The organism is Pseudomonas sp. Snoq117.2, from assembly GCF_900110545.1.
GTDB lineage: Bacteria > Pseudomonadota > Gammaproteobacteria > Pseudomonadales > Pseudomonadaceae > Chryseomonas > Chryseomonas benzopyrenica.
This window is the reverse complement of the sequence record NZ_FOED01000003.1, coordinates 284168-309936: the sequence shown is the minus strand read 5'-3', so window position 1 is coordinate 309936 and position 25769 is coordinate 284168. Positions and strand designations below refer to the sequence as shown.

The 25769-nt window shown below is 65.9% G+C and carries 18 protein-coding genes; 14 read left to right on the top strand and 4 right to left on the bottom strand.

Features of this window, described 5'->3' with window-relative positions; translation table 11 throughout:
- Positions 1-69 precede the first annotated feature (69 nt).
- The 10 genes from BMZ43_RS10805 to BMZ43_RS10760 all read left to right on the top strand — a co-directional run bounded on the left by BMZ43_RS10805 (position 70) and on the right by BMZ43_RS10760 (position 15906).
- Positions 70-1182 carry a polysaccharide biosynthesis/export family protein gene (locus BMZ43_RS10805; RefSeq protein ID WP_093253324.1) on the top strand — a complete coding sequence of 371 codons (1113 nt, stop codon included), beginning with the start codon at positions 70-72 and terminating at the stop codon, positions 1180-1182.
- A 363-nt stretch (positions 1183-1545) separates the two neighbouring features.
- A complete protein-coding gene (locus tag BMZ43_RS10800) occupies positions 1546-4269 on the top strand; it encodes a bifunctional glycoside hydrolase/polysaccharide deacetylase family protein (RefSeq protein ID WP_093253760.1) in 2724 nt (907 codons plus the stop codon).
- Positions 4250-7846, top strand: coding sequence for a tetratricopeptide repeat protein (locus tag BMZ43_RS10795; RefSeq protein ID WP_093253319.1), 3597 nt, complete (start codon positions 4250-4252; stop codon positions 7844-7846). Before BMZ43_RS10800 ends, BMZ43_RS10795 begins: the two co-directional genes overlap by 20 nt.
- 22 nt (positions 7847-7868) lie before the next feature.
- The gene (locus BMZ43_RS10790) at positions 7869-8384 is read left to right on the top strand and encodes a hypothetical protein (RefSeq protein ID WP_017639355.1); all 516 of its coding nucleotides are present in this window, start codon (positions 7869-7871) and stop codon (positions 8382-8384) included.
- Positions 8384-9757, top strand: a complete 1374-nt coding sequence (locus BMZ43_RS10785) for a PelD GGDEF domain-containing protein (RefSeq protein WP_093253316.1) — start codon at positions 8384-8386, stop codon at positions 9755-9757. Before BMZ43_RS10790 ends, BMZ43_RS10785 begins: the two co-directional genes overlap by 1 nt.
- On the top strand, positions 9735-10724 hold the full coding sequence (locus BMZ43_RS10780; protein ID WP_093253312.1) for a tetratricopeptide repeat protein: 990 nt from the start codon (positions 9735-9737) through the stop codon (positions 10722-10724). Before BMZ43_RS10785 ends, BMZ43_RS10780 begins: the two co-directional genes overlap by 23 nt.
- On the top strand, positions 10721-12244 hold the full coding sequence (gene pelF / locus BMZ43_RS10775) for a GT4 family glycosyltransferase PelF (protein ID WP_093253307.1): 1524 nt from the start codon (positions 10721-10723) through the stop codon (positions 12242-12244). The genes BMZ43_RS10780 and pelF overlap by 4 nt, the downstream gene beginning before the upstream one ends.
- 1 nt (position 12245) lies before the next feature.
- Positions 12246-13616 (top strand): exopolysaccharide Pel transporter PelG, encoded by a 1371-nt coding sequence (gene pelG, locus BMZ43_RS10770; protein WP_017639351.1) that lies wholly within the window; start codon positions 12246-12248, stop codon positions 13614-13616.
- Positions 13617-13697: 81 nt separating this feature from the next.
- Complete coding sequence (locus BMZ43_RS10765) at positions 13698-14309, top strand: hypothetical protein (protein WP_017639350.1); 612 nt, start codon at positions 13698-13700, stop codon at positions 14307-14309.
- Positions 14310-14412: 103 nt separating this feature from the next.
- Positions 14413-15906 (top strand): aldehyde dehydrogenase, encoded by a 1494-nt coding sequence (locus BMZ43_RS10760; RefSeq protein WP_093253301.1) that lies wholly within the window; start codon positions 14413-14415, stop codon positions 15904-15906.
- A 195-nt stretch (positions 15907-16101) separates the two neighbouring features.
- Here the strand turns inward: BMZ43_RS10760 and BMZ43_RS10755 are convergent, their stop codons facing one another.
- From BMZ43_RS10755 to BMZ43_RS10745, 3 genes are all read right to left on the bottom strand, one after another.
- Positions 16102-17745, bottom strand: a complete 1644-nt coding sequence (locus tag BMZ43_RS10755; protein WP_082900406.1) for an ATP-binding protein — start codon at positions 17743-17745, stop codon at positions 16102-16104.
- 61 nt (positions 17746-17806) lie between these two features.
- Entirely contained in the window at positions 17807-18427 is a 621-nt protein-coding gene (gene gmk, locus BMZ43_RS10750; RefSeq protein ID WP_068384621.1) for a guanylate kinase, read from the bottom strand.
- A gap of 10 nt (positions 18428-18437) precedes the next feature.
- Positions 18438-19298 carry a YicC/YloC family endoribonuclease gene (locus BMZ43_RS10745; RefSeq protein ID WP_017639345.1) on the bottom strand — a complete coding sequence of 287 codons (861 nt, stop codon included), beginning with the start codon at positions 19296-19298 and terminating at the stop codon, positions 18438-18440.
- A 172-nt stretch (positions 19299-19470) separates the two neighbouring features.
- Here BMZ43_RS10745 and rph point away from each other — a divergent pair, with 172 nt between their 5' ends.
- The 4 genes from rph to BMZ43_RS10725 all read left to right on the top strand — a co-directional run bounded on the left by rph (position 19471) and on the right by BMZ43_RS10725 (position 24129).
- Positions 19471-20193 carry a ribonuclease PH gene (gene rph, locus BMZ43_RS10740; protein ID WP_017639344.1) on the top strand — a complete coding sequence of 241 codons (723 nt, stop codon included), beginning with the start codon at positions 19471-19473 and terminating at the stop codon, positions 20191-20193.
- 16 nt (positions 20194-20209) lie between these two features.
- Positions 20210-20572 carry a DUF4870 domain-containing protein gene (locus BMZ43_RS10735; RefSeq protein WP_017639343.1) on the top strand — a complete coding sequence of 121 codons (363 nt, stop codon included), beginning with the start codon at positions 20210-20212 and terminating at the stop codon, positions 20570-20572.
- A gap of 307 nt (positions 20573-20879) precedes the next feature.
- The gene (locus tag BMZ43_RS10730; RefSeq protein WP_017639342.1) at positions 20880-22178 is read left to right on the top strand and encodes a membrane protein; all 1299 of its coding nucleotides are present in this window, start codon (positions 20880-20882) and stop codon (positions 22176-22178) included.
- Positions 22179-22224: 46 nt separating this feature from the next.
- Positions 22225-24129 (top strand): acyltransferase family protein, encoded by a 1905-nt coding sequence (locus BMZ43_RS10725; protein ID WP_093253297.1) that lies wholly within the window; start codon positions 22225-22227, stop codon positions 24127-24129.
- Positions 24130-24192: 63 nt separating this feature from the next.
- Here the strand turns inward: BMZ43_RS10725 and garD are convergent, their stop codons facing one another.
- On the bottom strand, positions 24193-25749 hold the full coding sequence (garD, locus tag BMZ43_RS10720) for a galactarate dehydratase (protein WP_017639340.1): 1557 nt from the start codon (positions 25747-25749) through the stop codon (positions 24193-24195).
- Positions 25750-25769: the final 20 nt, after the last annotated feature.

Genomic DNA, 25769 nt, shown 5'->3' with positions numbered 1-25769 from the left:
GGCTCGTTGCTTCTACCTTCCGATTTATTCCTCTTGCTCACACTCAATCAGCAATCAAGGACGAATGACATGAAAACCAAATTTACCGCTCTGGCCTTGCTGTCTGGCATCGTCCTGCAGGGTTGTGCCTACTCCCCGGGTCAGTACCTGGACCAGGACGACCTCAAGAGCGATCCAAGCATCCAGGGCACCAAGGTCCAGCTGATCCCGATCACCAGCTCGCTGCTGATGAGTCAGGATTCCGCGGCCCTGACCAAGGCTCCCGACCTCAAGCCCCTGCTGGACTACAAGCCGCAGGCTTACCGCGTCGGTGCGAGCGACCTGCTCTACATCACCGTCTGGGATCACCCCGAACTGACCGCTCCGTCCGGCGCCCAGCAGCAGCTGGAAGCCAACGGTCGCCTGGTCCGTCCGGACGGCACCCTCTTCTACCCCTACGTCGGCACCGTGCGCGCCGCCGGCAAGACCCTGGAAGAGATCCGTACCGACATCTCCCGCCGTCTGGCCACCTTCATCGACAATCCCCAGGTCGATGTCAGCGTGCTGAAGTTCGGTAGCCAGAAGATCACCATTTCCGGTGCCGTGAACAAGGGCGACGCCATCCCGCTGACCACCAAGCCCATCACCCTGGTGGAAGCCCTGGGCCAGGTTGGCGTGGCCAACACCGGCGGTGCCGACCTGACCGGCGTGACCCTGGTACGCGACGGCAAGGAATACCGCCTGGATACCGACAGCCTGAACCGCAAAGATTCCAAGCTGTACGGCATCTACCTCAAGGACGGCGACAGCATCCACCTGCCCTACAACGACGCCCGCAAGGTCTATGTGGTCGGTGAAGTCCGCACGCCGTCCGCGGTCAGCTACAAGATCACCAACCTGAACCTGATGGAAGCCCTGAGCCAGGCCGGTGGTATCCAGCAGGAAACCGCCAACGCCGATGCCGTCTACGTCATCCGTGGCCCGGAAGACCTGAAGGCGCCGGGTGCCACGGCCCAGGTCTTCCACCTGGCGGCCAAGAACCCCACCGCCTATGTGCTGGCGCAGAATTTCCATCTGCAGCCGCAGGACGTGGTCTTTGTCGGCCCGGCCGGTATCACCCGCTGGAACCGCTTCGTCAGCCAGTTGCTGGGCTCCACCAACATCCTTTCCACCAGCGCCAACCTGAACAGCAGCTTCAAGTAATAGCGCTCGCCTGCTGTCATGCCGGTTACCGCCGCGCATGACAGCAATTCTCCTGACATTCGGCTACATCCCCTCCTGCCTTCCTGCGCTACACCTCGCCCATCGCCACACTTGAAAGCCGCTACCTAGACGCGCTTGCCTGGTGGCCATCAATTATTTCGATACCTATTGACCTGGTAATTGCTGCCGCTCGGCTTGGCACGGGCAGTTTTTCGTCACGCTTTTGCGTAATGTAGCTAACCTGATACCGAAGTTGGGTACGTTTAAGGACTGGGTGTGGCGTCAGGCAAGGCAACAAAGGCAGGGTCCCGCTTCGGTGGGTGGCGCAAGCTGACGGTCTGGCTGCTGGGCTATCTGTCCTTCATGGGCACGGCCCTGGCCGTGCCCGCCAGCGTGGCCTTCTGGTACGCGGAAAAACCGCCAGTGGCCGAACTCGCCCAGTTCGACTGGGTGGTGCTCGAACCCGGCCATGCCAGTGCTGCCGATGTCCGCGCCCTGCGCGAGGGCGGTGCCCAGCCCTTCGCCTATCTGTCCATCGGCGAATTCGCCGGCGACGCGGCGGCGCTGGAGAAGGCCGGCCTCAGCGCGGGGGCCAGCCCGGTGGCCAACAAGGCCTGGGGCAGCCAGGTGATGAATCTGGCCACGCCGGTCTGGCGGGCCCATCTGCTCGAACGCGCCGCCCAGCTGGCCAAGGCCGGTTACACCGGACTGTTCCTCGATACCCTCGACAGCTTCCAGCTGGTGGCCGAAGACCAGCGCGAAAGCCAGCGCCTGGCGCTGAAGAGCCTGCTGGCCGAACTGCACCGTCGTCAGCCATCGCTCAAACTGTTTTTCAATCGCGGCTTCGAGGTGCAACCCGAGCTGCCCGGCGTGGCTGCCGCCATGGCGGTGGAGTCCATCTATGCGGGCTGGGATGCCGGCAAGAAAACCTATCGACCGGTCAGCGCCGGAGATCGCGAATGGCTGAAGCCGCGGATCGAGGCGGCGCGCAGTGCCGGCATCCCGGTCATCGCCATCGAATACCTGCCGCCAGAACAGCGTGACGAAGCCCGGCGCCTGGCCAAGCGGCTGCGCGACGAAGGCTATGTGCCCTATATCACCACGCCTGATCTCAATACCCTGGGTATCAGCTCGGTAGCCCTGCAACCACGACGGCTGGCGCTGCTCTACGATGGCCGCGAAGGCGCCCTGCGCCAGTCGGCGGTGCACCGCTTCCTGGGCAGCGCCCTCGAATACCAGGGCTATCGCCTGGACTATGTCGATGCCTCCAAGCCGCTGCCCGCGGTCTGGCCCAGTGCCCTCTACGCCGGGGTCGTGATGTGGATGACCAGTGGTCCGCCGCCCAATGCCCGGGCGTTCAACGACTGGATCGGTCAGCGCCTGGACGAAAAGACCCCCCTACTGATCCTCGGCGGCCTGCCGCTGGACAACGAGGCCCTGCTCAAGCGTCTGGGCCTTGGCGTCAATCGCAAGCCGCTGCCCGACAACCTGACCCTCAAGGTGCTGGAGCCTGCCCTCGCCGGTAACTTCGAGGCGCCGGTCAAGTTGCGGACCCGCGGCCTGCCCGCCGTGCAGACGCTGCCCGGGGGACCTGCGCCGGTGGTCAGCCTCGCGGGCCAGGGCGAGACCTTCGTGCCCATGGGCGTAGCCCCCTGGGGTGGCTTCGCCTTTGGTCCCTATGTCATGGAAGACGGCCCCGAAGCCAGTCGCTGGATCATCGACCCCTTCGCCTTTACCGCCAAGACGCTGCAACTGCCGCCCATGCCGGTGCCCGATCCGACCACGGAAAACGGTCGGCGCATCGCCACCGTGCACATCGACGGCGACGCCTTCGCCTCCAAGGCGGAGATTCCGGGTGCGCCCTTTTCCGGCCAGGTGGTGCTGGAGCAGTTCATCCAGCCGCATCCCTTTCTGACCTCGGCGTCGATCATCGAGGGCGAGGTCGGGCCCAAGGGCCGCTATCCGGAACTGACCGCGCAGCTGGAGCCCATCGCCCGCCGGCTGTTCGCCGATCCCAAGGTGGAGGTGGCTACCCATACCTTCAGCCATCCATTCTTCTGGCAACCGGCGGTGGCCGAGCAGAGCGAGAACTTCGAAGCCCAGTACGGCTACATGATGCAGATTCCCGGCTACGACAAGGTGGATTTCACCCGGGAGATCGTGGGTTCGACGCGCTATATCAATGAGCGCCTGACCACCCCGCAAAAGCCGGTGAAGATGGTGTTCTGGTCCGGTGACGCCCAGCCTGATGCGGCCACCCTCAAGCTCGCCTACGACAACGGCCTGCTCAACGTGAATGGCGGCAACTCCCATATCACCCGTTCACAACCCTCGGTGAGTGGCCTCTATCCCTTCATCCGCCCCACCCCCGGCGGCCTGCAGTTCTACGCGCCCATCATCAACGAGAACGTCTACACCAATCTCTGGCGCGGCCCTTACTACGGCTTTCGCGACCTGCTCTATACCTTCGAGCGGACCGAGCACCCGCGGCGGCTGCGTGGCCTGCACCTCTATTACCACTTCTACTCGGGCACCAAGCAGGCGTCGCTCAAGGTCATGGAAGAGATTTACCAGGGCATGGCCGCCGAACATCCCATTTCGCTGTGGATGAGCGACTACCTGAGTCGACTGCGCGGCTTCTATACCGCCAGTCTCGCCCGGGAAGACGACGGCAGCTGGTCGATCAAGGCCCTCGATGGCTTGCGCACCCTGCGCCTGGATCCGCGCCTGGGCTGGCCGGATCTGCAGCGCTCCAAGGGCATCGCCGGGGTGCGTGACCTGCCGCAGGGGCGTTATGTCCACCTGGCCGGCGAGAGCGCCCAGCTGGTGCTGCGCGACAGTCGCGATCCCACCCCCGCCCTCGAAGAGGCCAACATTCCGCTGCAGCAATGGGAGTACCTGTCGCCGACCCGTATCCGTTTCGCCTTCGCCGGGCAGTTTCCGCTGGAGCTGACCCTGCGCGCGTCCTCGGCCTGCGAGGTGCGGGTCGGGCGCGAGCGCTACAAGGGCCAGCCGGGACAGGCCGGACTCTGGACGTTCAAACTTCCGCTAACACAAGTGAGTGACGGTGAGATCGTCTGCGGCTAAGAAAACCCGGCTCCTGAGTGGTTGGACGCTGCTGGGGGTCGCGCTCCTCACCGCCCTGGTGCTGGTGCTGACCTTTCACGGCAAGCAGGTGTTCCTGCCGGGCGAAGAGCCGGCCGACCAGGTGTCCATCAGCTACGCCCAGGTGCTGCTCAAGGCGACCCCGGACGATACCGGGCTGCGCATGAAGCTGATCGACCAGCTGATCGCTCTGGGGCGCATCGACGAGGCGCGGCGGCAGTTGCAACTACTGCCGAAACCGCTGGCATCGACGCCCTTCTATGCCCTGGAGCTGGACATCCTGCAGGCGGAAGCCCAGCCGCAAGGCCTGGCCGACGCCGACCGCGAGCGCCTGGCACAGCAGCTGAGCGCCCTGGACGTGGCGACCCTGAGCACGCCCCAGCTGCAAAGGGTGGCCGAGCGCGCCCTGCAGCTGGCCGATCCAGCCACTGCGGCAGAGCGTTTCGTCGAACTGGCCCGTCGCGATCCGCCCCGGCGCCAGCAATGGCTGGAACAGGCGGCGCGTTGGAGCCTGGCCGGCGGGCGTCAGCAGGAGGCCGCGCGCCTCTATCTGCGCCTGGCCGATCTCGCCGACTCGGCCGAACAGCGTCAGGGCTACCGGCACCAGGCCTTCGATGCCTGGCTCGCCGCCGGCCAGGGCGCCGAAGCCGCCGCCCTGCTGGAACAGGAGCTGCCCCGGCTCCAGCACGATGCCCGTGGTCTGGCCTGGCTGCAGGCCGGGGTGGCCGCGGCCCAGGGCAGCGGACGCCTGGATCTGGCCCAGCGCCTGATCGAGCGCTGGCGCGAGTGGCAACCGGACGATCCGGCCGCCCTGGAGGCCGCCTACCGGCTGGCCCTGGCGCGCGGTGACACCGAACGCGCCTGGGAGGAAGGTCATCAACTGCTGGCGCTGCGTCCTGACGATGAGCCACTGCTCGCGGAGCTCGCCCAGCTGGGTGAATGGACCGGACGGGTGGACGAGGCACTCGACCTCTGGCTGCGCCTGCTCGCCCGCCAGGATGACCCCGCCCGGCGCGATCATGCCTGGAAGCTGGCCGCCCGGGCCTTTCGCTTCGATGCCGTGGTCGAATTGCTCGGTCGGGTGTCCCACGAGCGCCAGCTGGACAAGACCGAACTGGATGCCCTGATCTTCGCCTACGAGTCCCTGGGTGATCCCGAGGCGGAAGAACGCTGGCTGCGCGGCTACATCAAGCGCCAACCGAAGCAGCGCCTGGTGTGGGAGCGGTTGCAACAGTTGCTGGCCCGCACCGAACAGGGCGAGGCCGAAGCCGAAGGCTGGGCCGCCTTTGGCAAGCGCTTCCCGCTGACCACCGAGGAGTACCTGGCCTGGGCCGACACCCTGTGGACCCTGTTCAAGCCCGAAGAGGCCTGGGCGGTACTCGAACGGGTCCCGGCCAAGCAGCGCCAGCGCGACGACTACTGGCGGCAGCGCGCGGAACTGGCCTGGGAACTGGAGCGCGACGCGGACGCCCAGGTGGCCTTCGAACGCCTGGCCACCAGCAGCAAGGGGCTGATGGCCAACGACGAGGATCGGCTGCTGGAGTTGTACCGCCGCACGGCGCCGCGCAAGGCGCTGGCGCTGCTGGAACAGAGCTGGGAGAAGCGCAAGGACCAGCGGCGCCTGACCGAAGCCCTGCAATGGGCCGAGCAACTCAAGGATGCCACCGCGCTGGAGCGGCTGCTGGCCAGCGCCGCCCGCGAACCGGCGTCGGCCGACAATCCCGCCGTCTGGCTGGCGCGGTCGGGTCTCGACTTCCAACGCGGGCGCATCGCCCAGGCCGAAGAAGGCTATCGCCGGGCCCTGCAGCGCTTCCCGGACGACGACCGCTTCCGCGAGCGCCTGCTGTGGCTGCTCATCGACCAGAATCGCCAGACCGAACTGGCCACCCTGTTGCGCGACTGGAAGGGCCGGGCCCGCGACAGCGACGTACTCTGGCTGCCCTTCGGCAGTGGCCTGGTGCTGCTGGGCCAGGCGGAAGAGGCGCTGGGCTGGTATCGCCGCTATCTGGACGCCCATGCCCAGGATTGGCTGGTCCAGGCCGCTTATGCCGACGCCCTGGACGCGGCCGGCCATCAGGACGCGGCATTGCGGTTACGCAAGGCGGTGACGCCGCACCTTGCCAACGACGAGGTGCCCGCCACCCCCGAGCGCTATGCCACCTATCTGCGGCTGCTCTCCAGCCTGCGCGGTCCCCAGGCAGCCCTGGCCCAGGCGCGCGCTTGGCAGGACGGCTCACCAAGCATGCTGCAGCTCTGGTTCGACCAGTGGCTCGACGCCCTCAGTCAGAACAACGACGAAGGCCTCAAGAGCGAATGGCTGGCCTGGGCCAAGAGCCGTGGCCTGAAGGTGCGCCAGTACGAGCAGTTGCAGGAGGTCCTGCGCCGGCAGAATCGCGGCGAGCTGGAGAAGTTGCTGGCGGCCGGCGATCTGGATCCGGCCCAGCGCGTCGAGGTGCTGCAGCGCCTCGGCCATGCCGGTGACGCCCAGGCCGCAGCCCTGACGGCGGCCGGCGACGAGCCGCCGGAGGTCATCCAGCGACAGTTGCTGCGCCAGGCCACCGAGCAGGCCGAACGCACCCCCAACGGCGTCCAGGCCGGCTGGGAGCGCCGCGACTATGGCGGTCTGATCGAGCAGGGCATCGAGGTGCGCGCCGCCCGGCGACTCAGCGATGACGTCTACGCCGATGTCCAGTTCAAGCAGAATCGCGTGGAAAGCGACGGCCTCAAGTCCGATGCCCTGGGCAACGAGCACCAGATGCTGCTCAAGGTGCTGAAGAATCTGGCCGACGGCGGTCTGGAAACCACCGTGGACGCCAGTCAGCGGTCGGACAGCAATCGCCTGGGCCTGGGCGTCGCCCGCACCTGGCGTATCGATGGCAACACCGAGATCGAAGCGGCCCTGGACTGGCACCGGCAACCCGACGAAAGCGGCTATCTGCGCGCCCTGGGCCGGCGCGATAGTGTCAGCCTGGCCGGTCGCCACAACCTCACGCCACGCGACCAGCTGAGCTGGCGGGCGGCGCACAATCGCTATTCCAGTCGCGACGGCGATGCCCTGGGCAGCGGCTTCGCCTTCAACCTGGAGCTGAGCCATATGATCTTCTTCGAAGGCCCGACTTGGCAGGTGCGCAGTGGCATCACCTATCAGCAGAACAAGGCGCGCAGCACCCTGCCCGCCAGCGTCACCCGTTATCTGCAGCCCCTGGCCGGCAGTGGCGAGAACGGCGAGGTCACCGTGGCCGACCTGGAGGCCCTGGGCGGCACCCAGCTCTTGCAGGATCGCTATGGCCAGCTCTATGTCGGCAGCAGCTGGCGACGTGGCATTCCCGGTTCGCTCAACCGCACCCATCCCCAGTACAGCTGGTTGGTGGACACCCTGGTCGGCTGGCAGTGGACCGAGCGCGAATTCAACTACGGTTTGAATGTCGGCCTGGGCATGGCAGTGCTCGGCGACGACGAACTGGCGTTCACCGCCGGCTACCAGTCCGCGCCCCAGGGCAGCGGCGGTCAGGCCGGCAGCACCCTGGGCATTCAATACAGCAATCGAATCGGTCGCTAGGCCGCTTCAAGGGAGAGACCTCATGAACATCACGCGTCTGCTCGTCGCCAGTGTCGCCACCGTGCTCCTGGCCGGCTGCTCGAGCTTTACCCGTCCCAGCGGCGAGGCCCTGCCCAAGGATGCCCGCTGGGGCCTGGTGCCCCTGGCCAACTATGCCCAGGCGCCCATGGCCGGCGATCGCGCGGCGCAGATCCTGGTCAGCGTGCTCGGCGAGCGCGGCATCCGCCCGCAGGTCTACGACGACAGCCAGGGCGGCAACCCCACCGACGACGAGAAGGCCCGCCAGCGCGCGGCCCTTGACTGGGCGCGCCAGCAGAATCTGCAATACGTGCTCACCGGCAGCGTGGACGAGTGGCAGTACAAGAACGGTCTGGACGGCGAACCGGCGGTGGGCGTGACCCTGCAGGTGGTCGAGCCGGCCAGCGGCCGGGTGGTCTGGAGCAACAGCGGCGCCCGTTCCGGCTGGTCGCGCGAGAGCCTGGCGGCCACCGCGCAAAAGGTCCTGCGCGGCACCGCGCAAGAGCTGCAGTTGCGCTGATGGCCCTGCAATCCGTCCACAAGGACTACACCCTGGCGCCCCGCGCCAGTGGCCGCCTGTCCTGGCTGGAGACCCTGCTGGTCACGGCGGCCGCCCTGGGCCTGGGCTTCTGGCTGGTGCCGGAAGACCCCCTGATGGTCGGTCTGGCCTTTCCCTGGGTGGTGTTCGCGCCCATTCTCATGGGGGTGCGCTATGGCTTCATGCGCGGCCTGGTGAGTGCCGGCCTGCTGGTGGTGGCGCTGCTCTATCTGCATCGCCAGGGCTATCCGGCCTACGAAGAGATCCCGCCGTCCTTTATCGTCGGCGTGCTGCTCAGCGCCATGCTGGTGGGCGAATTCCGCGATCTCTGGGATCGCCGCCTGGAACGCCTGGACCTGGCCAACGACTATCGCCAGCTGCGTCTGGACGAATTCACCCGCGCCCACCACCTCCTGCGCATCTCCCACGATCGCCTGGAACAGCGCGTCGCCGGCAACGACCTCAGCCTGCGCAGCTCGCTGCTGGACCTACGTCGCCAGCTGCGCGAGGTGCCCCGCGAGCAGGATGTCCTGCAGGCCCTGGCCGAGCCCATCGTCGGCCTGTTGACCCAGTACGGTTCGCTGCGCGTGGCGGGCCTCTACCGGGTCGACGGCAATGGTCGGGTGGATCGTCGCGCCCTCGCCAGCCAGGGCGAGATGCCCGGCATCGATCCCGACGACCTGCTGGTGCGCCTGACCCTGGAGCGCGGCGAGACCCTGAGCATCCGCCAGGCGCTGCTGGAGCGCGGCGAGACCCAGCATTCGGCGCTGCAGGCCTGCGTGCCGCTGCTGGATACCGAGGAGCGCCTGCTGGCGGTGCTGGCCATCGAGCAGATGCCGTTCTTTTCCTTCAACGAGCGCACCCTCAATCTGCTGACCATCCTCGCCGGCCACATCGCCGACCTGTTGGGCAGCGATCCCCAGGCGCTGGCCCTGGCCGACGACGACGCCCAGCAATTCTCCCAGCACCTCAAGCGCTCGCTGCGCGATGCCCAGCAGCACGCCCTGCCCGCCTGCCTGTTCTGCTTCGAGATGACCGAGGCCGACGGTGGCGAGCGCGCCCTGGCGCTGCTGGAAGGCAGCCGCCGCGGTCTCGACCTGCAACTGCGCCTGACCAATCAGGCCGGCCACCCCTGCCTGCTGGTGCTCTTGCCGCTGACCTCCTCCGACGGCCTGGAAGGCTATCGCCGCCGGCTGCGTCAGCTGCTGGCCGAGCGCCATGGCCAGGACAGCACCCTGGAAAGCCTGGGCGTGCGCAGCCACGAGCACGAGCTGCTGCCCAAGACCCGCGCCCAGGAGCTGCGCGTCTTCCTGTTCAACGAGTGTGGTCTGCATGAACAGCAAGTGGCTGTTTAGCGGCGCCTTCGCCTTCGAGGCCAGCAGCTGGGCGCTGCTGTTCGCCAATCTGCCGGTGGCGGCGGCGGCCCTGGCCTTCGCCACCGCCCATGCCGCCGGCAGCGCCCTGCTGGCGGGCGGTGCCTGGCTGTTGCTGCCGCGACGCTACCAGCGGCCGCTGCCCTGGAGTCCGCTGTTTCTCTTTGCCCTGGCCTTCTTCATTCCGCTGCTGGGCGCAGTCGGGGTGATCGCCGCAGTGTTTCCGGCACTCTATCTGCCGCGCAAGCACCGCGAGATCGCCTGGGAGGCGCGTAGCGTGCCCAATCTGCCGTTCCGCCCACTGGAGCGGCGCGAGGAGATGCTGTTCAGCGATGGCGGCCTGCAGGACGTATTGCGCCATGCGCCCAGCACCGACAAGCGCCTGACCGCGCTCTTCGCCACCCGGCGCATGCCCGGACGCGATGCCATCCCCATCCTCAAGCTGGCCCTGCGCGATCCGGCCGACGACGTCCGGCTGCTCGCCTATTCGATGCTCGACCAGCAGGAAAGCCAGATCAACCAGCGCATCGAGACCCAGCTCGGCGAACTGGCCAGCACGCCTGCGGAACGCCAGCCAGCGCTGCACGGTACCCTGGCCCGCGGCTACTGGGAGCTGGCCTATCTGGGCCTGGCCCAGGGCAGCGTCCTGCGCCACGTGCTGGGTCAGGCGCGGGAACACATCGAGCTGGCCCTGGCCGGTGAAGAAAACGAAGAACTGCGCATCCTGGCCGGGCGCATCGCCCTGGAACAGGGCGAGCCGGAACAGGCCCTGGAATTCTTCCAGGCCGCCGAAGCGGCGGGCGTACCCCTGGCCCAGCTGGCGCCCTTCCGCGCCGAAATCGCCTTTTTGCGCCGCGATTACGCGGTCATCCCGGCACTGCTCGACAGCCTGCCGGCGGATCTGAAGAAGCGGCCGCCGTTCGCCGCCCTGGTGAAGTACTGGTTATGAAAGACGCCACCGCCGCGACCGTGACACCCGATGTCTGCCTGCTGCTGGAGGGCACCTGGCCCTATGTGCGCGGCGGGGTGTCGAGCTGGGTCAACCAGCTGATCCTCGGCCTGCCGGAGCTGACCTTCTCGGTGTTCTTCATCGGTGGCCAGCGCGAGAACTACGAGAAGCGCCACTACGCCATCCCGCCCAACGTGGTGCACATCGAGGAGCACTTCCTCGCCGGCTCCTGGGTGCCCAAGGCAGCGCCCATCAGCCCGCGGCGCCAGGCGCCGGTGCAGCTGCTGCGCGATCTGCACGCCTTCCTGCACCACCCCGACGAACCCAGCGCCGCCCAGGGTGATGCCCTGGTAGATGCCTTCGCCCAGGGCAGCGTGACCCTGGACGACTTCATGTACAGCCGCGCCAGCTGGGAAGCCATCACCGAGGGCTACGAGCGCTATTGCACCGACCCCTCCTTCGTCGACTACCTCTGGACCCTGCGCGCCATGCAGGCGCCGCTGCTGATGCTGGCCGAGGCCGCGCGGCGCCTGCCGCGACCGCGGATGATCCACTCCATCTCCACCGGCTATGCCGGCATGCTCGGCGCCATCCTGCAGCGCCGTTGGGGCTGCAACTTCCTACTCAGCGAGCACGGCATCTACACCAAGGAGCGCAAGATCGACCTGGCCCAGGCCAAGTGGATCGCCGAAGGCCCGGACGAGGCCCTGCGTACCGGGCTGGACGTGGACGTCAGCTATATCCGCCGGCTGTGGATCCGCTTCTTCGAACGCATCGGCCTGCTCACCTACAAGGCCGCCGATCCGATCATCTCGCTCTACGATGGCAACCGCCGCCGGCAGATCCAGGACGGTGCCGATCCCGCGCGCTGCCGGGTGATCCCCAATGGCATCAGCCTCACCCAGTGGCAGGACGCCCTGGAGCGTCGCCCCGAAGGCGTGCCGCCGGTGGTGGGGCTGCTGGGTCGGGTGGTGCCGATCAAGGACGTCAAGACCTTCATCCGTGCCATGCGCGGGGTGATCAGCGCCATGCCCGAGGCCGAGGCCTGGGTGGTCGGTCCCGAAGACGAAGACGAGGAATACGCCGCCGAATGCCACAGCCTGGTCACCAGCCTGGGCCTGGAGGGCAAGGTGAAATTCCTTGGCTTCCAGAAGATCGGTGACATCCTGCCCAAGCTCGGCCTCATGGTGCTGACCTCCATCAGCGAGGCCCAGCCGCTGGTGATCCTCGAAGGCTGGGCCGCCGGCGTGCCGGTGGTGAGCAGCGACGTGGGTTCCTGCCGCGAGCTGATCGAGGGTTCGCTCCCCGAGGACCGCGCCCTGGGCACCGGCGGCAGCGTGGTCGCCATCGCCGATCCCCAGGCCACCGCCCGCGCCATCCTCGCCCTGCTGCGCAATCCCGGTCGCTGGCAGGCCGCGCAGCGCACCGGGCTGGCCCGGGTCAATCGCTACTACACCGAGCCGCTGATGCTGGAACGCTATCGCGAGCTCTACCAGGACGCCATCGGGAGGGTCGTCTGACATGGCCGGCATCGGCTTCGAACTGCGCAAGATCCTCGCGCGCGACTCCTACACCGCCACCCTGCGCGCCTATGTCTACGCCGGCCTGATCAGTTCGGGCCCCTGGGTACTGTCGATCATCAGCGTCATGCTGATCGGCGTGCTGGCCACCGGCATCGTCACCCCCAGCGTGCTGATCCGCCAGTTCCTGGTCACGGTGACCTACCTCATGGCCAGTTCGCTGATCCTCACTGGCGGTCTGCAGCTGTATTTCACCCGCTTCGTCTCGGATCGACTGTTCGAAGAGAAGCAGACCAGCATCCTGCCCAACCTGGTGGGCATCCTGCTGCTGGTGACCCTGGTGGCCGGCGGCCTGGGCTTCCTGCTGCTGGCCACCCTGTTCGACCAGCCCTTCGCCTACCGGCTGCTGGTGCTGGCCAACTTCGTCACCCTCTGCGACCTCTGGCTGGTGATCATCTTCCTGTCCGGGATGAAGGCCTACAACCGCATCCTGGTGGTGATGACGCTGGGCTACGCCATCATGATCGCCGCCGCCTTCGTGCTGCGCTTCCTGGGCATGGACGGCCTGCTGATGGCCCTGCTGCTGGGTCACGCCGCGCTGCTGTTCATGTTTCTCTACGACATCATCCGCGAGTACCCGGCTGATCGCCTGGTGGCCTTCGACTTTCTCGACCGCAAGCAGATCTTCGTCAGCCTGCTGGTCACCGGGCTGTTCTACAACCTGGGCATCTGGGTCGACAAATTCGTCTTCTGGTTCAATCCGCTGACCTCCGATGCCGTCATCGGCCCCCTGCGCGCCTCCATCCTCTACGACCTGCCGATCTTTCTCGCCTACCTCGCCATCATCCCCGGCATGGCGGTGTTCCTGGTGCGCATCGAGACCGACTTCGCCGAGTGGTACGAGCGGGTGTTCAACGCCGTGCGCGGCGGCGAGACCCTGCAGCACATCAGTCAGCTCAAGGAGCAGATGATCCTGGCCATCCGCCAGGGCCTGCTGGAGATCTGCAAGGTCCAGGGTCTGACCCTGGTGCTGGTGTTCCTGCTGGCGCCGCAGTTGCTGGCCTGGCTCGGCATGTCGCACTACTACCTGCCGCTGTTCTACATCGACGTGGTGGGGGTGAGCATCCAGGTGGTGTTCATGGCGCTGCTCAACGTCTTCTTCTACCTGGACCGGCGCGACACCGTGCTGATGCTCTGCACCCTGTTTCTCGGCCTCAACCTGGCGCTGACCCTGCTCAGCATCGAGCTGGGCCCGAGCTTCTTCGGCTATGGCTTCACCGTCTCCCTGGCATGCTGCGTGCTGCTCGGCCTGCACCGCCTGGACCGGGTGCTGGACGACCTGGAATACGACACCTTCATGCTCCGGCACTGAGGTGCCGCTGGCACCGGACGAACGGTGTGACCCGCTCCTGCTGCAGACGTCCAACACAGCTCACCCCTGCAGGACCCTGCCATGAATACCGCCGCCTTGCGCCTCGTGATCCAGACCACCCAGGTGCGCGCTCGGGACAGTGGCGAGGCCAGCCGTACCTTCGCCGACCAGGCGGCGCGCACTGCCAGCGCCGATGCCACTCGCGGTCCGGCCCTGGAGCGCTTCGCCAGCGCCTATGTCGACAAGGTGCCCGACGCCCTGGAAGCCCTGCTGCTGCAGGCGCGGGCGGTGGCCTTCGAGGCGCCCCTGGCCGGAGTGCTGGAACGCGCCCTGGCCGGTTTCGCCCCGGCGGCCCTGGCCCAGGCGCCGTCCGCCAGCCTGGCGCTGCTGGCCGCGGCCTATCGCCTCCATCGCCTGCTCGAAGGCCTCCAGGAGCGCCTCGCCGCCTGGTGGGGTGCCGCCCGCGAACCGGCCGCGCCCAGCCTGGGCAATCTCATCGCCCATCAGGTGCTGGGGCAGCTCACCGTCGCTGCCCTGGAAGACGCCGTGGACGGCTGGCTCGACGATCTGGACGCCAGTGTCGCGGCGCCGCTCACCCAGCAGTGCTTTCAGCCACGGCAACGGCGCGGCGCCCTGGCCACGGCGCGACCCGCCCTGACCTTGAGTCGGCAACGCCAGCGTAGCGTTCGATAAAACGCACGTTTCGGCGCCTTTGGCGGCCGACTGTCAAATATATTGATAACCCTCCCGGGCCGGTTTAGGGTGGCTGCTCACCGCCAACCGCGAGGAGTTACCCATGAGCTTGCCCAGCCGCGCCGAGTGGGAGCAGCGCTTCCAAGGTCTCACCCTGGAAGGTCGCGCCTTCATCGACGGCGCCTATGTCGATGCCGCCGCCGGCGCCACCTTCGATTGCCTGAGTCCGGTGGACGGACGCTTCCTCGCTAAGGTCGCCCGCTGTGACGCCGCCGATGCCGACCTGGCCGTGGCCGCCGCCCGCGCCGCCTTCCAGAAAGGCACCTGGGCGCACCTGGCGCCCGCCCAGCGCAAGCGGGTGCTGATCCGCTTCGCCGACCTGCTGCTGGCCAATGCCGAAGAGCTGGCGCTGCTGGAAACCCTGGACATGGGCAAGCCCATCGCCGACGCCTTCGGCATCGACGTACCCGGCTCGGCCAATGCCATCCGCTGGAGCGCCGAGGCCATCGACAAGCTCTACGACGAGGTCGCCCCGACGCCCCATGACCAGCTCGGTCTGGTCACCCGCGAAGCCGTGGGCGTGGTCGCCGCCGTGGTGCCCTGGAACTTCCCGCTGATGATGGCCTGCTGGAAGCTCGGCCCGGCGCTGGCCACCGGTAACTCGGTGGTGCTCAAGCCCTCGGAGAAGTCGTCGCTGACCGCCATCCGCGTCGCCCAGCTGGCCCAGCAGGCAGGTATCCCCGCCGGCGTGTTCAACGTGCTGCCGGGCTACGGCCATGAGGTCGGCAAGGCCCTGGGCCTGCACCCGGACGTCGACACCATCGTCTTCACCGGCTCCACCCGGGTCGCCAAGCAGCTGCTGGCCTACTCCGGCGAATCGAACATGAAGCGCGTCTGGCTGGAGGCCGGCGGCAAGAGCCCCAACATCGTCTTCGCCGATGCGCCCGATCTCAAGGACGCCGCCGCGGCCGCCGCCAGCGGCATCGCCTTCAACCAGGGCGAGGTCTGCACCGCCGGTTCGCGCCTGCTGGTGGAGCGTTCCATCAAGGAAGAATTCCTGCCGCTGGTGATCGAGGCCCTCAAGGGCTGGAAGCCCGGCCATGCGCTGGATCCGGAGACCAATGTCGGGGCCCTGGTGGACACCACCCAGCTGGAAACCGTACTGCGCTACATCGAGGCCGGCCATGCCGAAGGCGCCACCCTGGTGGCCGGTGGCAAGCGCACCCTGGAAGAGACCGGCGGCGTCTATGTCGAGCCGACCATCTTCGATGGCGTGAGCAATGCCATGCAGATCGCCCGGGAAGAGATCTTCGGCCCGGTGCTCTCGGTGATCACCTTCGATACCGCCGAGGAAGCCGTGCAGATCGCCAACGATACCCAATACGGTCTGGCCGCCGCGGTCTGGACCCGCGACATCTCCAAGGCCCACAAGACCGCCCGCGCCCTGCGCGCCGGCAGTGTCTGGGTCAACCAGTACGACGGCGGCGACATGACCGCCCCCTTCGGTGGCTTCAAGCAGTCCGGTAACGGTCGCGACAAGTCCCTGCACGCCTTCGACAAGTACACCGAGCTCAAGGCGACCTGGATCAAGCTGTAGGAACAGAGCACTGGGCAAACCAAGGCTCGTAGTCAGGCCCAGGTCTGGCTACGAGCAGGGCCTGGGCCGACTATCGGACAGGCCGCGATGCAAGTGACTCGCTGTCCTTTATCAAAACCAGGTAAATCGGGGTGTGGTACAAGATCCTAAGAGACAGCTGCCAAATCCAACGCTCCATTCCCAGACATTTGTCCTTTAGGACGACTCACCTAGCCAGTATCGACGCCAGCGACGCTCGCCTTCGAAACGCACCTGTGACTGCTGGATAAGCTCATCAAGCGCTCGCTTGACTGTCCGATCAGAGATTTCAACGCCAATACGCTGATTGATTTCAGAGGACGAAGAGCCCGGATATCGTCCGAGATCCTCAATGATGAGCGCTCTCAATCGATGGGGTTCTATACGAGTCAGAGTAGTAACACCCTCTAGACCGCTACCGCGCAGCCAGGTAGGCGACACATAATAGCGTTTCGCTTTTGTCCGCCCCGTCTCCTCAACAAGTCCCAAGTCTCGCAGACGGCCTATCCAAGGCTTTAGTTCATCTGTCGCTGACAATTCGAGAGAAGCCGCTAATTCGGTAGAGGTAAGCCCTTCATGTTGCGCCAATAGTCCGAGAGTGATGCGCTCGCGTCTCGTCAGCATAAAGCGCTCGTCAAGCGTTTTTAGCAAACCTATCATTTCCGGACGAACAATACGGCGTCGTATGATTACACAAACAGCATCTACCCTTTCATACAGCTCAGGTGCCGGACGACCATTGGACAACTGCACATCGTAAATAAGATCAAACCCCGTACCCTCTTTTTCCATCAATTGCAAGTCATGGAAAAGCACTGCCATCCGATCATTACGACGCCTGCTGGCATGAAGGATGTTAGCAGGTGTAACACCTAGAGGTAGACGCCCTGGATTAACCACCTCCAGCCTGTCCGGATAGAGATTCAAATATAGATCGCCACGCTGTGTATAAGGTCTATGGACCAAGGCATTAACGAGCAGTTCGCGAACGACTCGCTCATCGAAGGCAGGCACATGCTGACGATAGAGACCATCGGGCAGCTCATAGCTCTCTCGGAAATCAGGCACTTCTCGCCAAATAGCTTCTACCAGCTCTATTGGATTAGAGTGATAATCGGACCAGTGCCATTTATTAATCTTATTTCCCAGCTCGTCGTACTTGAGCACTTGCACGAGAGGCGCGCTACCCAATTTTGCTCGATCTCGTGCATGCCCTAAAAACAACACACCCAAGTTGGTCAGGTAGTCCCCATCGACCAGTCCGTAGTGTTCCAACAGTTCACTGTCGGATTTTTCCTTAAGCCCTGACTTCACTCGATCAGAACGGCGTAGACCACCGACTATGAAAGCGACCTGCAGTGGATCAATCTCTCTTCTAGAAACCCTCAAATGCGTCAGGGTTTCCCAAGGCAGCGTAGGCCTATCATTGAGCAGTTGCAGTACCTGGTCTCCCACAATGGGAACACAGGAATCACCCACCCGCATGAAATAGCGCCCATCGGTCGTCGACGCGATACCAAAGGATCTGGCGATATTGAGTTCGATGTACTCACTCTGGTTTTCTGCCACAACCAGCCGCGGAACCACAGCTACGTTCACCGTCAGCTCTTGGATGCGTTTTCTAATTTGATCGAGTAAGACCGGAGCTATGCGTTGCTCGGCTGGCGGCAGATCACAAGAGTCCTCTATCCCAATGAGGAGACGACCACCTGCGCTATTGGCAAAGGCAACGCAATCGACCGCGACTTCGGTCCAAGCAGCTTGTTTACCCTGAACCTTACGCAGGGACTTTCGATCAAACTCTTCATTCTCGACGACCATCTGATGAGTACTCGGTCAGGCGCCTGGTCGGGTTCGGTATCTCACAACTTCATCCTCGCACTCAGCCCAGCAGATCCACCAGCAGGTCGTCATGCCGACGCTGCTGGCGATCCAGGCGCAGCTGGCGGGTGCGGAAGATCGACTTGAGGTCTTCCAGGGCACTGGCGAAGTCATCGTTGATGATCAGGTAGTCGTACTCGACATAGTGGCTCATCTCGCTGACCGCCTCGCGCATGCGCCGCTCGATGATCTCGGCGCTGTCCTGGCCGCGATTGTCCAGGCGTTGGCGCAGCGCCGCCTGGCTGGGCGGCAGGATGAAGATCGACTGGGCGTGGGGCAGCTTGCGACGGACCTGCTGGGCGCCCTGCCAGTCGATCTCCAGGATCAGGTCGTGACCCTCGGCGAGGTCACGCTCCAGGGCGGCCTGGGAGGTGCCGTAATAGTTGCCGAACACCTCGGCGTGTTCGAGGAAATCGCCGTGCTCGAGCAGGTTGGTAAAGGTCGCGCAATCGACGAAGTGGTAGTTCACGCCGTCGGCTTCACCCGGGCGCATGGCACGGGTGGTATGGGAGACCGACACGCGGATGTCGGGCAGAGCGTCCAGCAGGGCCTTGACCAGGCTGGTCTTGCCGGCGCCGGAGGGCGCGGAAACGATATAGAGGGTGCCGGGAAGGGCTGTCATGGAGGTTCGCCTATTCGATGTTCTGCACTTGCTCACGCATCTGTTCGATGAGCACCTTGAGATTGATGGCCGCCTGGGAGGCGCGGGCGTCGATGGCCTTGGAGCCCAGGGTGTTGGCCTCGCGATTGAGTTCCTGCATGAGGAAATCCAGCCGCCGACCAGCCGCGCCACTGCCCGCCAGGACCCGCCGTACCTCGGCCACATGGGTCTCCAGGCGATCCAGCTCCTCGGCCACGTCGCTCTTTTGCGCCAGCAGCACCAGTTCCTGCTCCAGCCGTGCCGGTTCGAATTCGACGCCTGCCTCGGCGCAGCGCTCGAGGATACGCCGGCGCTGCAGGGCCAGCAGCTCGGGCAGCAGCGTCCTGAGCGTCGTCACCTCCGCCAGCACCTGGACCAGCCGCTCCTCGATCAGGCGCGCCAGTTCGCGTCCCTCGCGCTGCCGGCCTTCGAGCAATTCATCCAGGGCCGCCTCGAACAGCGCCAGGGTCTGGGCCCCGAGTTCGGCGTCATCCACCTCGGCGCCTGCCAGCACCCCCGGCCAGGCCAGCACGGCCAGGGGATCGAGCTTGGCCGGCCGGGCGATCAGCGCCGCGACATCTTCAGCGGCCGCCACCAGTTGCGCGGCCCGGCGGGCGTCTACGCGCAGGACCGCGTCTTCGTCGCGCGCCTCGCGCAACACGCACTCCACCTTGCCCCGCGACAACCGCCGGCGCAGCGCCTCGCGCACACCGGATTCGAGCTCGCGAAAGGTCTCCGGCAGCCGCAGGTGCGGCTCCAGGTAGCGGTGATTGACCGAGCGCAGCTCCCAGCTCAGGGTGCCCTGGGGCCCCGGCCGCTCGACCCGGGCGAACGCCGTCATGCTGTGCACCATGGCAGGATCCTCGTCTGACGATGCGTGGATCTGGGGCGATCCAGAGCGCCCACGCATGTAAAACGCACGATTCTAGCGCACCTGATCGGAGCGACCCAATGCATCCGTGTCGCATGAGCCGGACGCTCTCTATACTATGGACCTGATACCCATGCCTTACAGGAAGCCCGCAATGAAGCGTCCCAGTGGCCGCGCCGCCGATCAGCTGCGCCCCATCCGCATCACCCGTCAGTACACCAAGCACGCCGAGGGTTCGGTTCTGGTGGAATTCGGCGATACCAAGGTGATCTGCACCGCCAGCGTCGAGGCCGGGGTGCCGCGCTTTCTCAAGGGCAAGGGCCAGGGCTGGCTCACCGCCGAATACGGCATGCTGCCCCGCGCCACCGGCGAGCGGAATCAGCGTGAAGCCGCCAAGGGCAAGCAGGGTGGTCGCACCCTGGAAATCCAGCGGCTGATCGGTCGTTCGCTGCGCGCCGCCGTGGACCTGTCCAAGCTGGGCGAGAACACCATCTACATCGACTGCGACGTCATCCAGGCCGATGGCGGCACCCGCACCGCCTCGGTGACCGGCGCCTGCGTGGCCCTGGTCGATGCCCTGGGCGCGCTCAAGCGCCGCGGCAACCTCAAGGGCAATCCGCTCAAGCAGATGGTGGCCGCTATCTCCGTGGGCATCTACCAGGGCACCCCGGTGCTCGACCTGGACTACCTGGAAGACTCCGCCGCCGAGACCGATCTCAACGTGATCATGACCGATGCCGGCGGTTTCATCGAAGTCCAGGGCACCGCCGAGGGCGCGCCCTTCCAGCCGGCCGAACTCAACGCCATGCTCGAACTGGCCCAGGGCGGTCTGCGCGACCTGTTCGAGCTCCAGCAAGCCGCCCTGCGCGGCGAGTAACGAAAAGGGTCAAGCCATGCACGATCTCGTCCCCGCCCCCAGCGCCGAAGCCCGGCGCTGGGCCATGCTCTGCCACTACGCCGCCTTCCTAGGCTTCGTGGTGCCCTTCATCGGTAACGTCATAGGTCCGCTGGTGGTCTGGCAGTTCAAGCGCGAGGACGATCCCTTCATCGACCGCCAGGGCAAGGAGGCGCTGAACTTCCAGCTCACCGTCACCCTGCTGCACATGATCTGCTGGCTGCTGGTGTGGGTGCTGATCGGCTTTCCGCTGATGCTGCTGGTGGCCTGCGTGGCCTTCGTGCTGACGGTGATCGCCGGCATCAAGGCCAATCAGGGCCGCGACTACCGCTACCCCCTGACCTGGCGGATGGTCAATTAGCGGGCTTTTTGTGGCCTGCTTCTGATATCCGCGTTGAGGATTTCCGGTCGGTCTGTCGTCGTTTGACAGGCGCCGGAAGCCCTCCGCTATCATCCCCCGCGTCTTGCTTTCTTTACCTGTCGTCCGTGGCCGTTCCTGACCGCCATGGGCGGTAGCGTGTCTGCCTTTCGCTGGCAGACCTCATCCAGCCCAGGGACCACGCCAAGGTGGCGAACCCTCGTGCTGGTTACCCCTTTCGCGCTTTTCACGTCAGCGCAGCGGGCCACCCATGGCCGGCTGTTTCGGCATCAACACAGGGATGATGATCATGTCGGCCGTAGTCGCCCCCCCGCAATCGGCGTTCCAGCAGGCTTTGTCCTGGCGCTACTCGACCCTCGCGGTCTGGACCGCCATCTCGCTGCTGTTCGTCGAGACCTTTTCCGGCGCCCTGCGCTATTACCTCGACATGGCCGGCGCCTCGGCGCTGATCTACCTCCCCAAGATCGCCTGCCTGGCGCTCTTCGCCCTGCAACTGGCCACCGCCAAGCTGCCGCGCATCCTCTGGGTGGCCCTGCTCAGCATCCCGGCCTATGCGGCCCTGGCCCTGCTGCACGGCGCCAGTATCAACAACGTCTTCTTCTCGCTGTTCGTCTACAGCCCGCTGCTGTTCGGCCTGCTCTGCGGCCGTGAGTTGCTGGAACAGCGGCGCCTGCTCGGCCGGGTGGTCCTGGGCCTGCTGATCGCCTCGCTCATCGGCATCCTGCTGGACAAGTACACCTCGGTCCCCTGGAAGGGCTACAGCTACACCCTGGGTGGCAACGACATCGCCGGCAACACCAACTGGATGGCGGGCGAGGCCGACCGGATCGCCGGCTTCGCCCGCGTGTCCAACGTGCTGGCAGCCCTGATCGCCGTCTACTGCCTCTATCTCTCCTACTTCGCGCGCTCCTACACGCTCTGGCTGCTGATGGCCCTGACCGGTCTCTTCGGCATCCTGCTGACCACCAGCAAGGCCCCCGCCGCCGCCTTCGCCTTCACCCTGGTGCTGATGCTGGGCCGTCGCTTCCAGTGGTCCACCTACCTGCTGCTGCTGCTCGGCGTGGTCGGTGGCCTGCTGCTGCCGATCCTCAGCCTGATCCGCGACTTCGATCCCCACGTGGTCACCAGCGACAGCGGCCTGGCCTCCTTCTACGACCGTCTGGTCAACACCTGGCCCAACGTCGTGGAGGTCATGAGCGAGCCCGGCTGGACCCTGACCGGCGCCGGCTTCGGCATGTTCGGCAGCACCATGGCCGCCTTTCCCGTGCCGGGCATGGACCTGATGGTCAACTGCGACAGCAGCGTGGTCTATCTCTGGTGCGTGTTCGGCGTGGTCGGCATCGCCCTCTACTGCCTGCAACTGCCGCTGTTCATCCGCCTGCACCTGAGCCGCGATCGCGAAAGCCACACCCTGCTGGCCATCGCCTTCTGCCTCTGCCTGATCGGCTGGACCACCGACCTCTTCGAGATCGGCGTGGCCAACCTCTTCATCGGTATCACCCTGGGCTATCTGCTGCTCAAGCCCAAGACCGATCCCGGCCTGCACCTGGTCCGCCCGGCACCGGAAACCCTGGCCCCCCACGCCTAGCCCGACGCCCCTCTCCCGCCTTCCCCTTGCCGCCCGGATGCCGCTCATGGACTTCAGGAAAGACATCAATGGGCTGCGCGCGATCGCCGTGATCGCCGTCGTCCTCTTCCACTTCAATGCCGACTGGCTACCGGGCGGTTTCGCCGGGGTCGACGTCTTCTTCGTCATCTCCGGCTTCCTGATCACCGGGATCATCTTTCGCGCCCTCGAACAGCAGCGCTTCCGCCTGTCCGCCTTCTATCTGTCCCGCGTCCGCCGCATCGTGCCGGCGCTGGCGGTGCTCTGCGCCGTACTGCTGATCGCCGGCTGGTTCTTCCTGCTGCCCAACGCCTATGGCGAACTGGGCAAGCACGTGGCGAGCAGCCTGGGCTTCGTCTCCAATCTGGTCTACTGGAAGGAAGCCGGCTACTTCACCGCGGCCGCCCATGAGAAGTGGCTGCTGCACACCTGGTCGCTGTCGGTGGAATGGCAGTTCTACCTGATCTATCCGCTGGTGCTGGTGCTGCTGTCCAAGCTGGTATCGCTCAAGACCCTGCGGGTGCTGATCCTGCTCGCCACCGCGGTCGGCTTCGCCTTCGCCGTCACTGCCTCGCTGCTTTGGCCGGAAGCGGCCTTCTATCTGCTGCCGACCCGCGCCTGGGAGCTGATGGTGGGCGGCGCCGCCTATCTCTTCCCGCTGCAGCTCGCCGCCCGCTCGCGCCGGCTGCTGGAAGGCGCGGGGCTGATCGCCCTGGCGGTGGGTTTCCTGACGCTCGCCGAAGGCGATGTCTGGCCAGGCTACTTGGCGCTGATCCCGGTGCTCGGCACCGCCGCCATCATCCTGGCCGCACGCCAGGATTCGCTGGTCACCGGCAACGGCTTCTCTCAATGGACCGGCACCCTCTCCTATTCGCTCTACCTCTGGCACTGGCCGGTGGTGGTGTTCATGAGCTATGCCGGCCTGCTCGACCAGACGCCGCACCTGCTGCTGGGCATCGCCGCCTCCTTCGCGCTGGGCTGGGCCTCCTATACCCTGGTAGAAACCCGCGCCTCGCGCCGGAAGGGCCAGAGCGGTGCGGCCCTGGCCACCGGCACCGGCCTGCTCGCCACCCTGTTCCTCAGTGCGGGCGCGGTGAACGCCACCGACGGTGCCATCACCCCACTGCGCAGCATCAGCCAGTCGGATCGCGCGCAATTCGTGCAGGAGTACCTGGATCGCCAGAAGAATCTCCACGATCTCTACTGGCTCAAGTGCGACGCCTATTCGGCCTTTACCCAGCGTCATCAGGACGCCATCGACCCCAGCTGCACCCATGCCCAGGGCAAGGGCGGCCTCTTCGTCTGGGGCGACTCCCATGCCCAGGCGCTGTCCTTTGGCTTGCGCAGCCTGCTGCCGGCCGGCCTGCCCTACTACCAGGTGGCCTCGGCGAGCTGCAAACCACGCCTTACCGACGACCTGGGTCGGCAGACCGAGACGCGGGTGACCTGCAACTACTCCAATCGCACCGCCCTGGAAGCCATCCAGCGCCTGCGCCCGGACGTGGTGGTCATGGCACAGAAGGCCGATCATGAAAAGACCGACTGGAAGGCCATCACCGAGCGCCTGCACAGCTATGGCGTCAAGCGCATCGTGCTGCTCGGCCCCGTTCCCCAGTGGAGTCCATCACTGCCCAGCGTCATCGCCATCCGCCATTGGGGCTCCACCGATGACCACATCGCCGACTCCGCCCTGGATCGCCATGTCCTCGCCACCGACCAGGCCATGCGCCAGGCCAAGCTCCCGGCGGGGCTGGAGTACATCTCCCTGGTGCAACACCTCTGCGTCGAGGATGCCTGCCGGGTACGGGCCGCGGATGGCCGTACCCTGCTGCAGATCGACGATGGCCACCTGAGCGACAAGGGCTCACTGTTCATCGTCGGTCACTATCTGCTGCCGAGCCTGCAACTGACGCCGGCCACCGCCCAGCGCTAGTTTCCAGGCTCCACGAAAAAGGGCCGATCCCAGGGGGATCGGCCTTTTTTATTGCCCTGTGGCTCAGGTCACCGGAGCGGGATTGAACAGCGCCAGGTCGTTGTGCAGGCGATGGCGCTCCGCCCAGGTCTGGCGGCGACCGCTGGCCACGTCCAGGTAGCACTGGAAGATCTCCCAGCCCATCTCCTCCAGCGACAACCGCCCACTCACCACGCGCCCGGCATCAATATCGATCAGATCCGGCCAGCGCTCGGCCAGCTGGGTGCGGGTCGAGACCTTGATCACCGGCACCATGGACAGGCCATAGGGGGTGCCGCGACCGGTGGTGAAGATGTGCAGGTTCATGCCCGCGGCCAATTGCAGGGTGCCACAGATGAAGTCGCTGGCCGGGGTGGCGGCGAAGTACAGGCCCTTGCCTCTGATCTTCTCGCCCGGAGCGATGACCCCGGCGATGGGGCTGGTACCCGACTTGGCGATCGACCCCATGGCCTTTTCGACGATGTTGTTCAGGCCGCCTTTCTTGTTACCAGGGGTGGTATTGGCACTGCGATCGGCCATGCCCCGCTCCAGATAGCGGTCGTACCAGTCCATCTCGCGGATAAGCGCATCGGCCACCTCGGGGGTGGCGGCGCGCGGGGTCAGCAGATGGATGCCGTCGCGCACCTCGGTGTTCTCGGAGAACATCACGGTGGCACCGGCGCGCACCAGCAGATCGGCGGCCACGCCCAGGGCCGGATTGGCGGTGATGCCGGAGAAGGCATCGCTGCCGCCGCACTGCATGCCCACCACCAGTTCGGCGGCCGGCACCGTCTCGCGGCGGCGCTGGTCGAGCACCTCCAGGCGCGCCTCGATCAGGCCCATGATCTGCTCGACCATGCCGGCGAAGCCGTTGGCCGAATCCTGCAGGCGAAACAGCCAGTCCTCTTCGTTCTGCCCGGCGGTGAGGTCGTCGCCCGGCATCAGCTGGCTGGCCTGCAGCTTCTCGCAACCCAGGCCGATGACCAGCGCCTGGCCGCCGAAGTTGGGATTGCGGCTGATGTTGTGCAGGGTGCGGATCGGGATCACCGCATCAGGGGCATTGATGGCCACGCCGCAGCCATAGCTGTGGGACAGCGGCACCACGTCGTCGACATGGGGATAGCGCGGCAGGATCTCCTTGCGCACCCGCTCCACGCAGTGATCCAGCACCCCCACCACGCACTGCACGGTGGTGGTCACCGCCAGGATGTTGCGGGTGCCGACGCTGCCGTCCGGATTGCGGAAACCCTCGAAGGTGTAGCCCTCCAGGGGTTCGCCGATCTGGCCGGGCGCGGTGGCCTTGGGCAGGTTGTCCAAGGCGGGCGGCTCCGGCATGCGCAGCAGGGCTTCGGTGATCCAGCTGCCGGCCGGGATGTCCTGCAGGGCGTAGCCGATGACCTCGCCATAGCGCACCACCTCGGCGCCTTGCTTGAGGTCCACCAGGGAGACCTTGTGGCTCTGGGGAATGGCCTCGACGGTGGTCAGGCCGTCGGCGAAGGCGGTGCCGGCGGCCACGCCGGGTTCGTTGACCACCACCCCGACGTTGTCCTGGGGGTGGAGCTTGATGTAGCGCGGCGAATCACGGTGATCGATCAGGTGCATTTTCTTATCCTCTGCCGGGG

Excerpts from the sequence above, each read along its gene's own strand:
- pelG (WP_017639351.1), top strand. The coding sequence starts at position 12,246 with ATGGCCGGCATCGGCTTCGAACTGCGCAAGATCCTCGCGCGCGACTCC.
- gmk (WP_068384621.1), bottom strand. The coding sequence starts at position 18,427 with ATGACAGCCCTTCCCGGCACCCTCTATATCGTTTCCGCGCCCTCCGGC.
- BMZ43_RS10725 (WP_093253297.1), top strand. The coding sequence starts at position 22,225 with ATGGACTTCAGGAAAGACATCAATGGGCTGCGCGCGATCGCCGTGATC.
- BMZ43_RS10765 (WP_017639350.1), top strand. The coding sequence starts at position 13,698 with ATGAATACCGCCGCCTTGCGCCTCGTGATCCAGACCACCCAGGTGCGC.
- rph (WP_017639344.1), top strand. The coding sequence starts at position 19,471 with ATGAAGCGTCCCAGTGGCCGCGCCGCCGATCAGCTGCGCCCCATCCGC.
- BMZ43_RS10805 (WP_093253324.1), top strand. The coding sequence starts at position 70 with ATGAAAACCAAATTTACCGCTCTGGCCTTGCTGTCTGGCATCGTCCTG.
- BMZ43_RS10760 (WP_093253301.1), top strand. The coding sequence starts at position 14,413 with ATGAGCTTGCCCAGCCGCGCCGAGTGGGAGCAGCGCTTCCAAGGTCTC.
- BMZ43_RS10780 (WP_093253312.1), top strand. The coding sequence starts at position 9,735 with ATGAACAGCAAGTGGCTGTTTAGCGGCGCCTTCGCCTTCGAGGCCAGC.
- BMZ43_RS10735 (WP_017639343.1), top strand. The coding sequence starts at position 20,210 with ATGCACGATCTCGTCCCCGCCCCCAGCGCCGAAGCCCGGCGCTGGGCC.
- BMZ43_RS10745 (WP_017639345.1), bottom strand. The coding sequence starts at position 19,298 with ATGGTGCACAGCATGACGGCGTTCGCCCGGGTCGAGCGGCCGGGGCCC.
- pelF (WP_093253307.1), top strand. The coding sequence starts at position 10,721 with ATGAAAGACGCCACCGCCGCGACCGTGACACCCGATGTCTGCCTGCTG.
- garD (WP_017639340.1), bottom strand. The coding sequence starts at position 25,749 with ATGCACCTGATCGATCACCGTGATTCGCCGCGCTACATCAAGCTCCAC.
- BMZ43_RS10790 (WP_017639355.1), top strand. The coding sequence starts at position 7,869 with ATGAACATCACGCGTCTGCTCGTCGCCAGTGTCGCCACCGTGCTCCTG.
- BMZ43_RS10800 (WP_093253760.1), top strand. The coding sequence starts at position 1,546 with ATGGGCACGGCCCTGGCCGTGCCCGCCAGCGTGGCCTTCTGGTACGCG.
- BMZ43_RS10785 (WP_093253316.1), top strand. The coding sequence starts at position 8,384 with ATGGCCCTGCAATCCGTCCACAAGGACTACACCCTGGCGCCCCGCGCC.
- BMZ43_RS10755 (WP_082900406.1), bottom strand. The coding sequence starts at position 17,745 with ATGGTCGTCGAGAATGAAGAGTTTGATCGAAAGTCCCTGCGTAAGGTT.
- BMZ43_RS10730 (WP_017639342.1), top strand. The coding sequence starts at position 20,880 with ATGTCGGCCGTAGTCGCCCCCCCGCAATCGGCGTTCCAGCAGGCTTTG.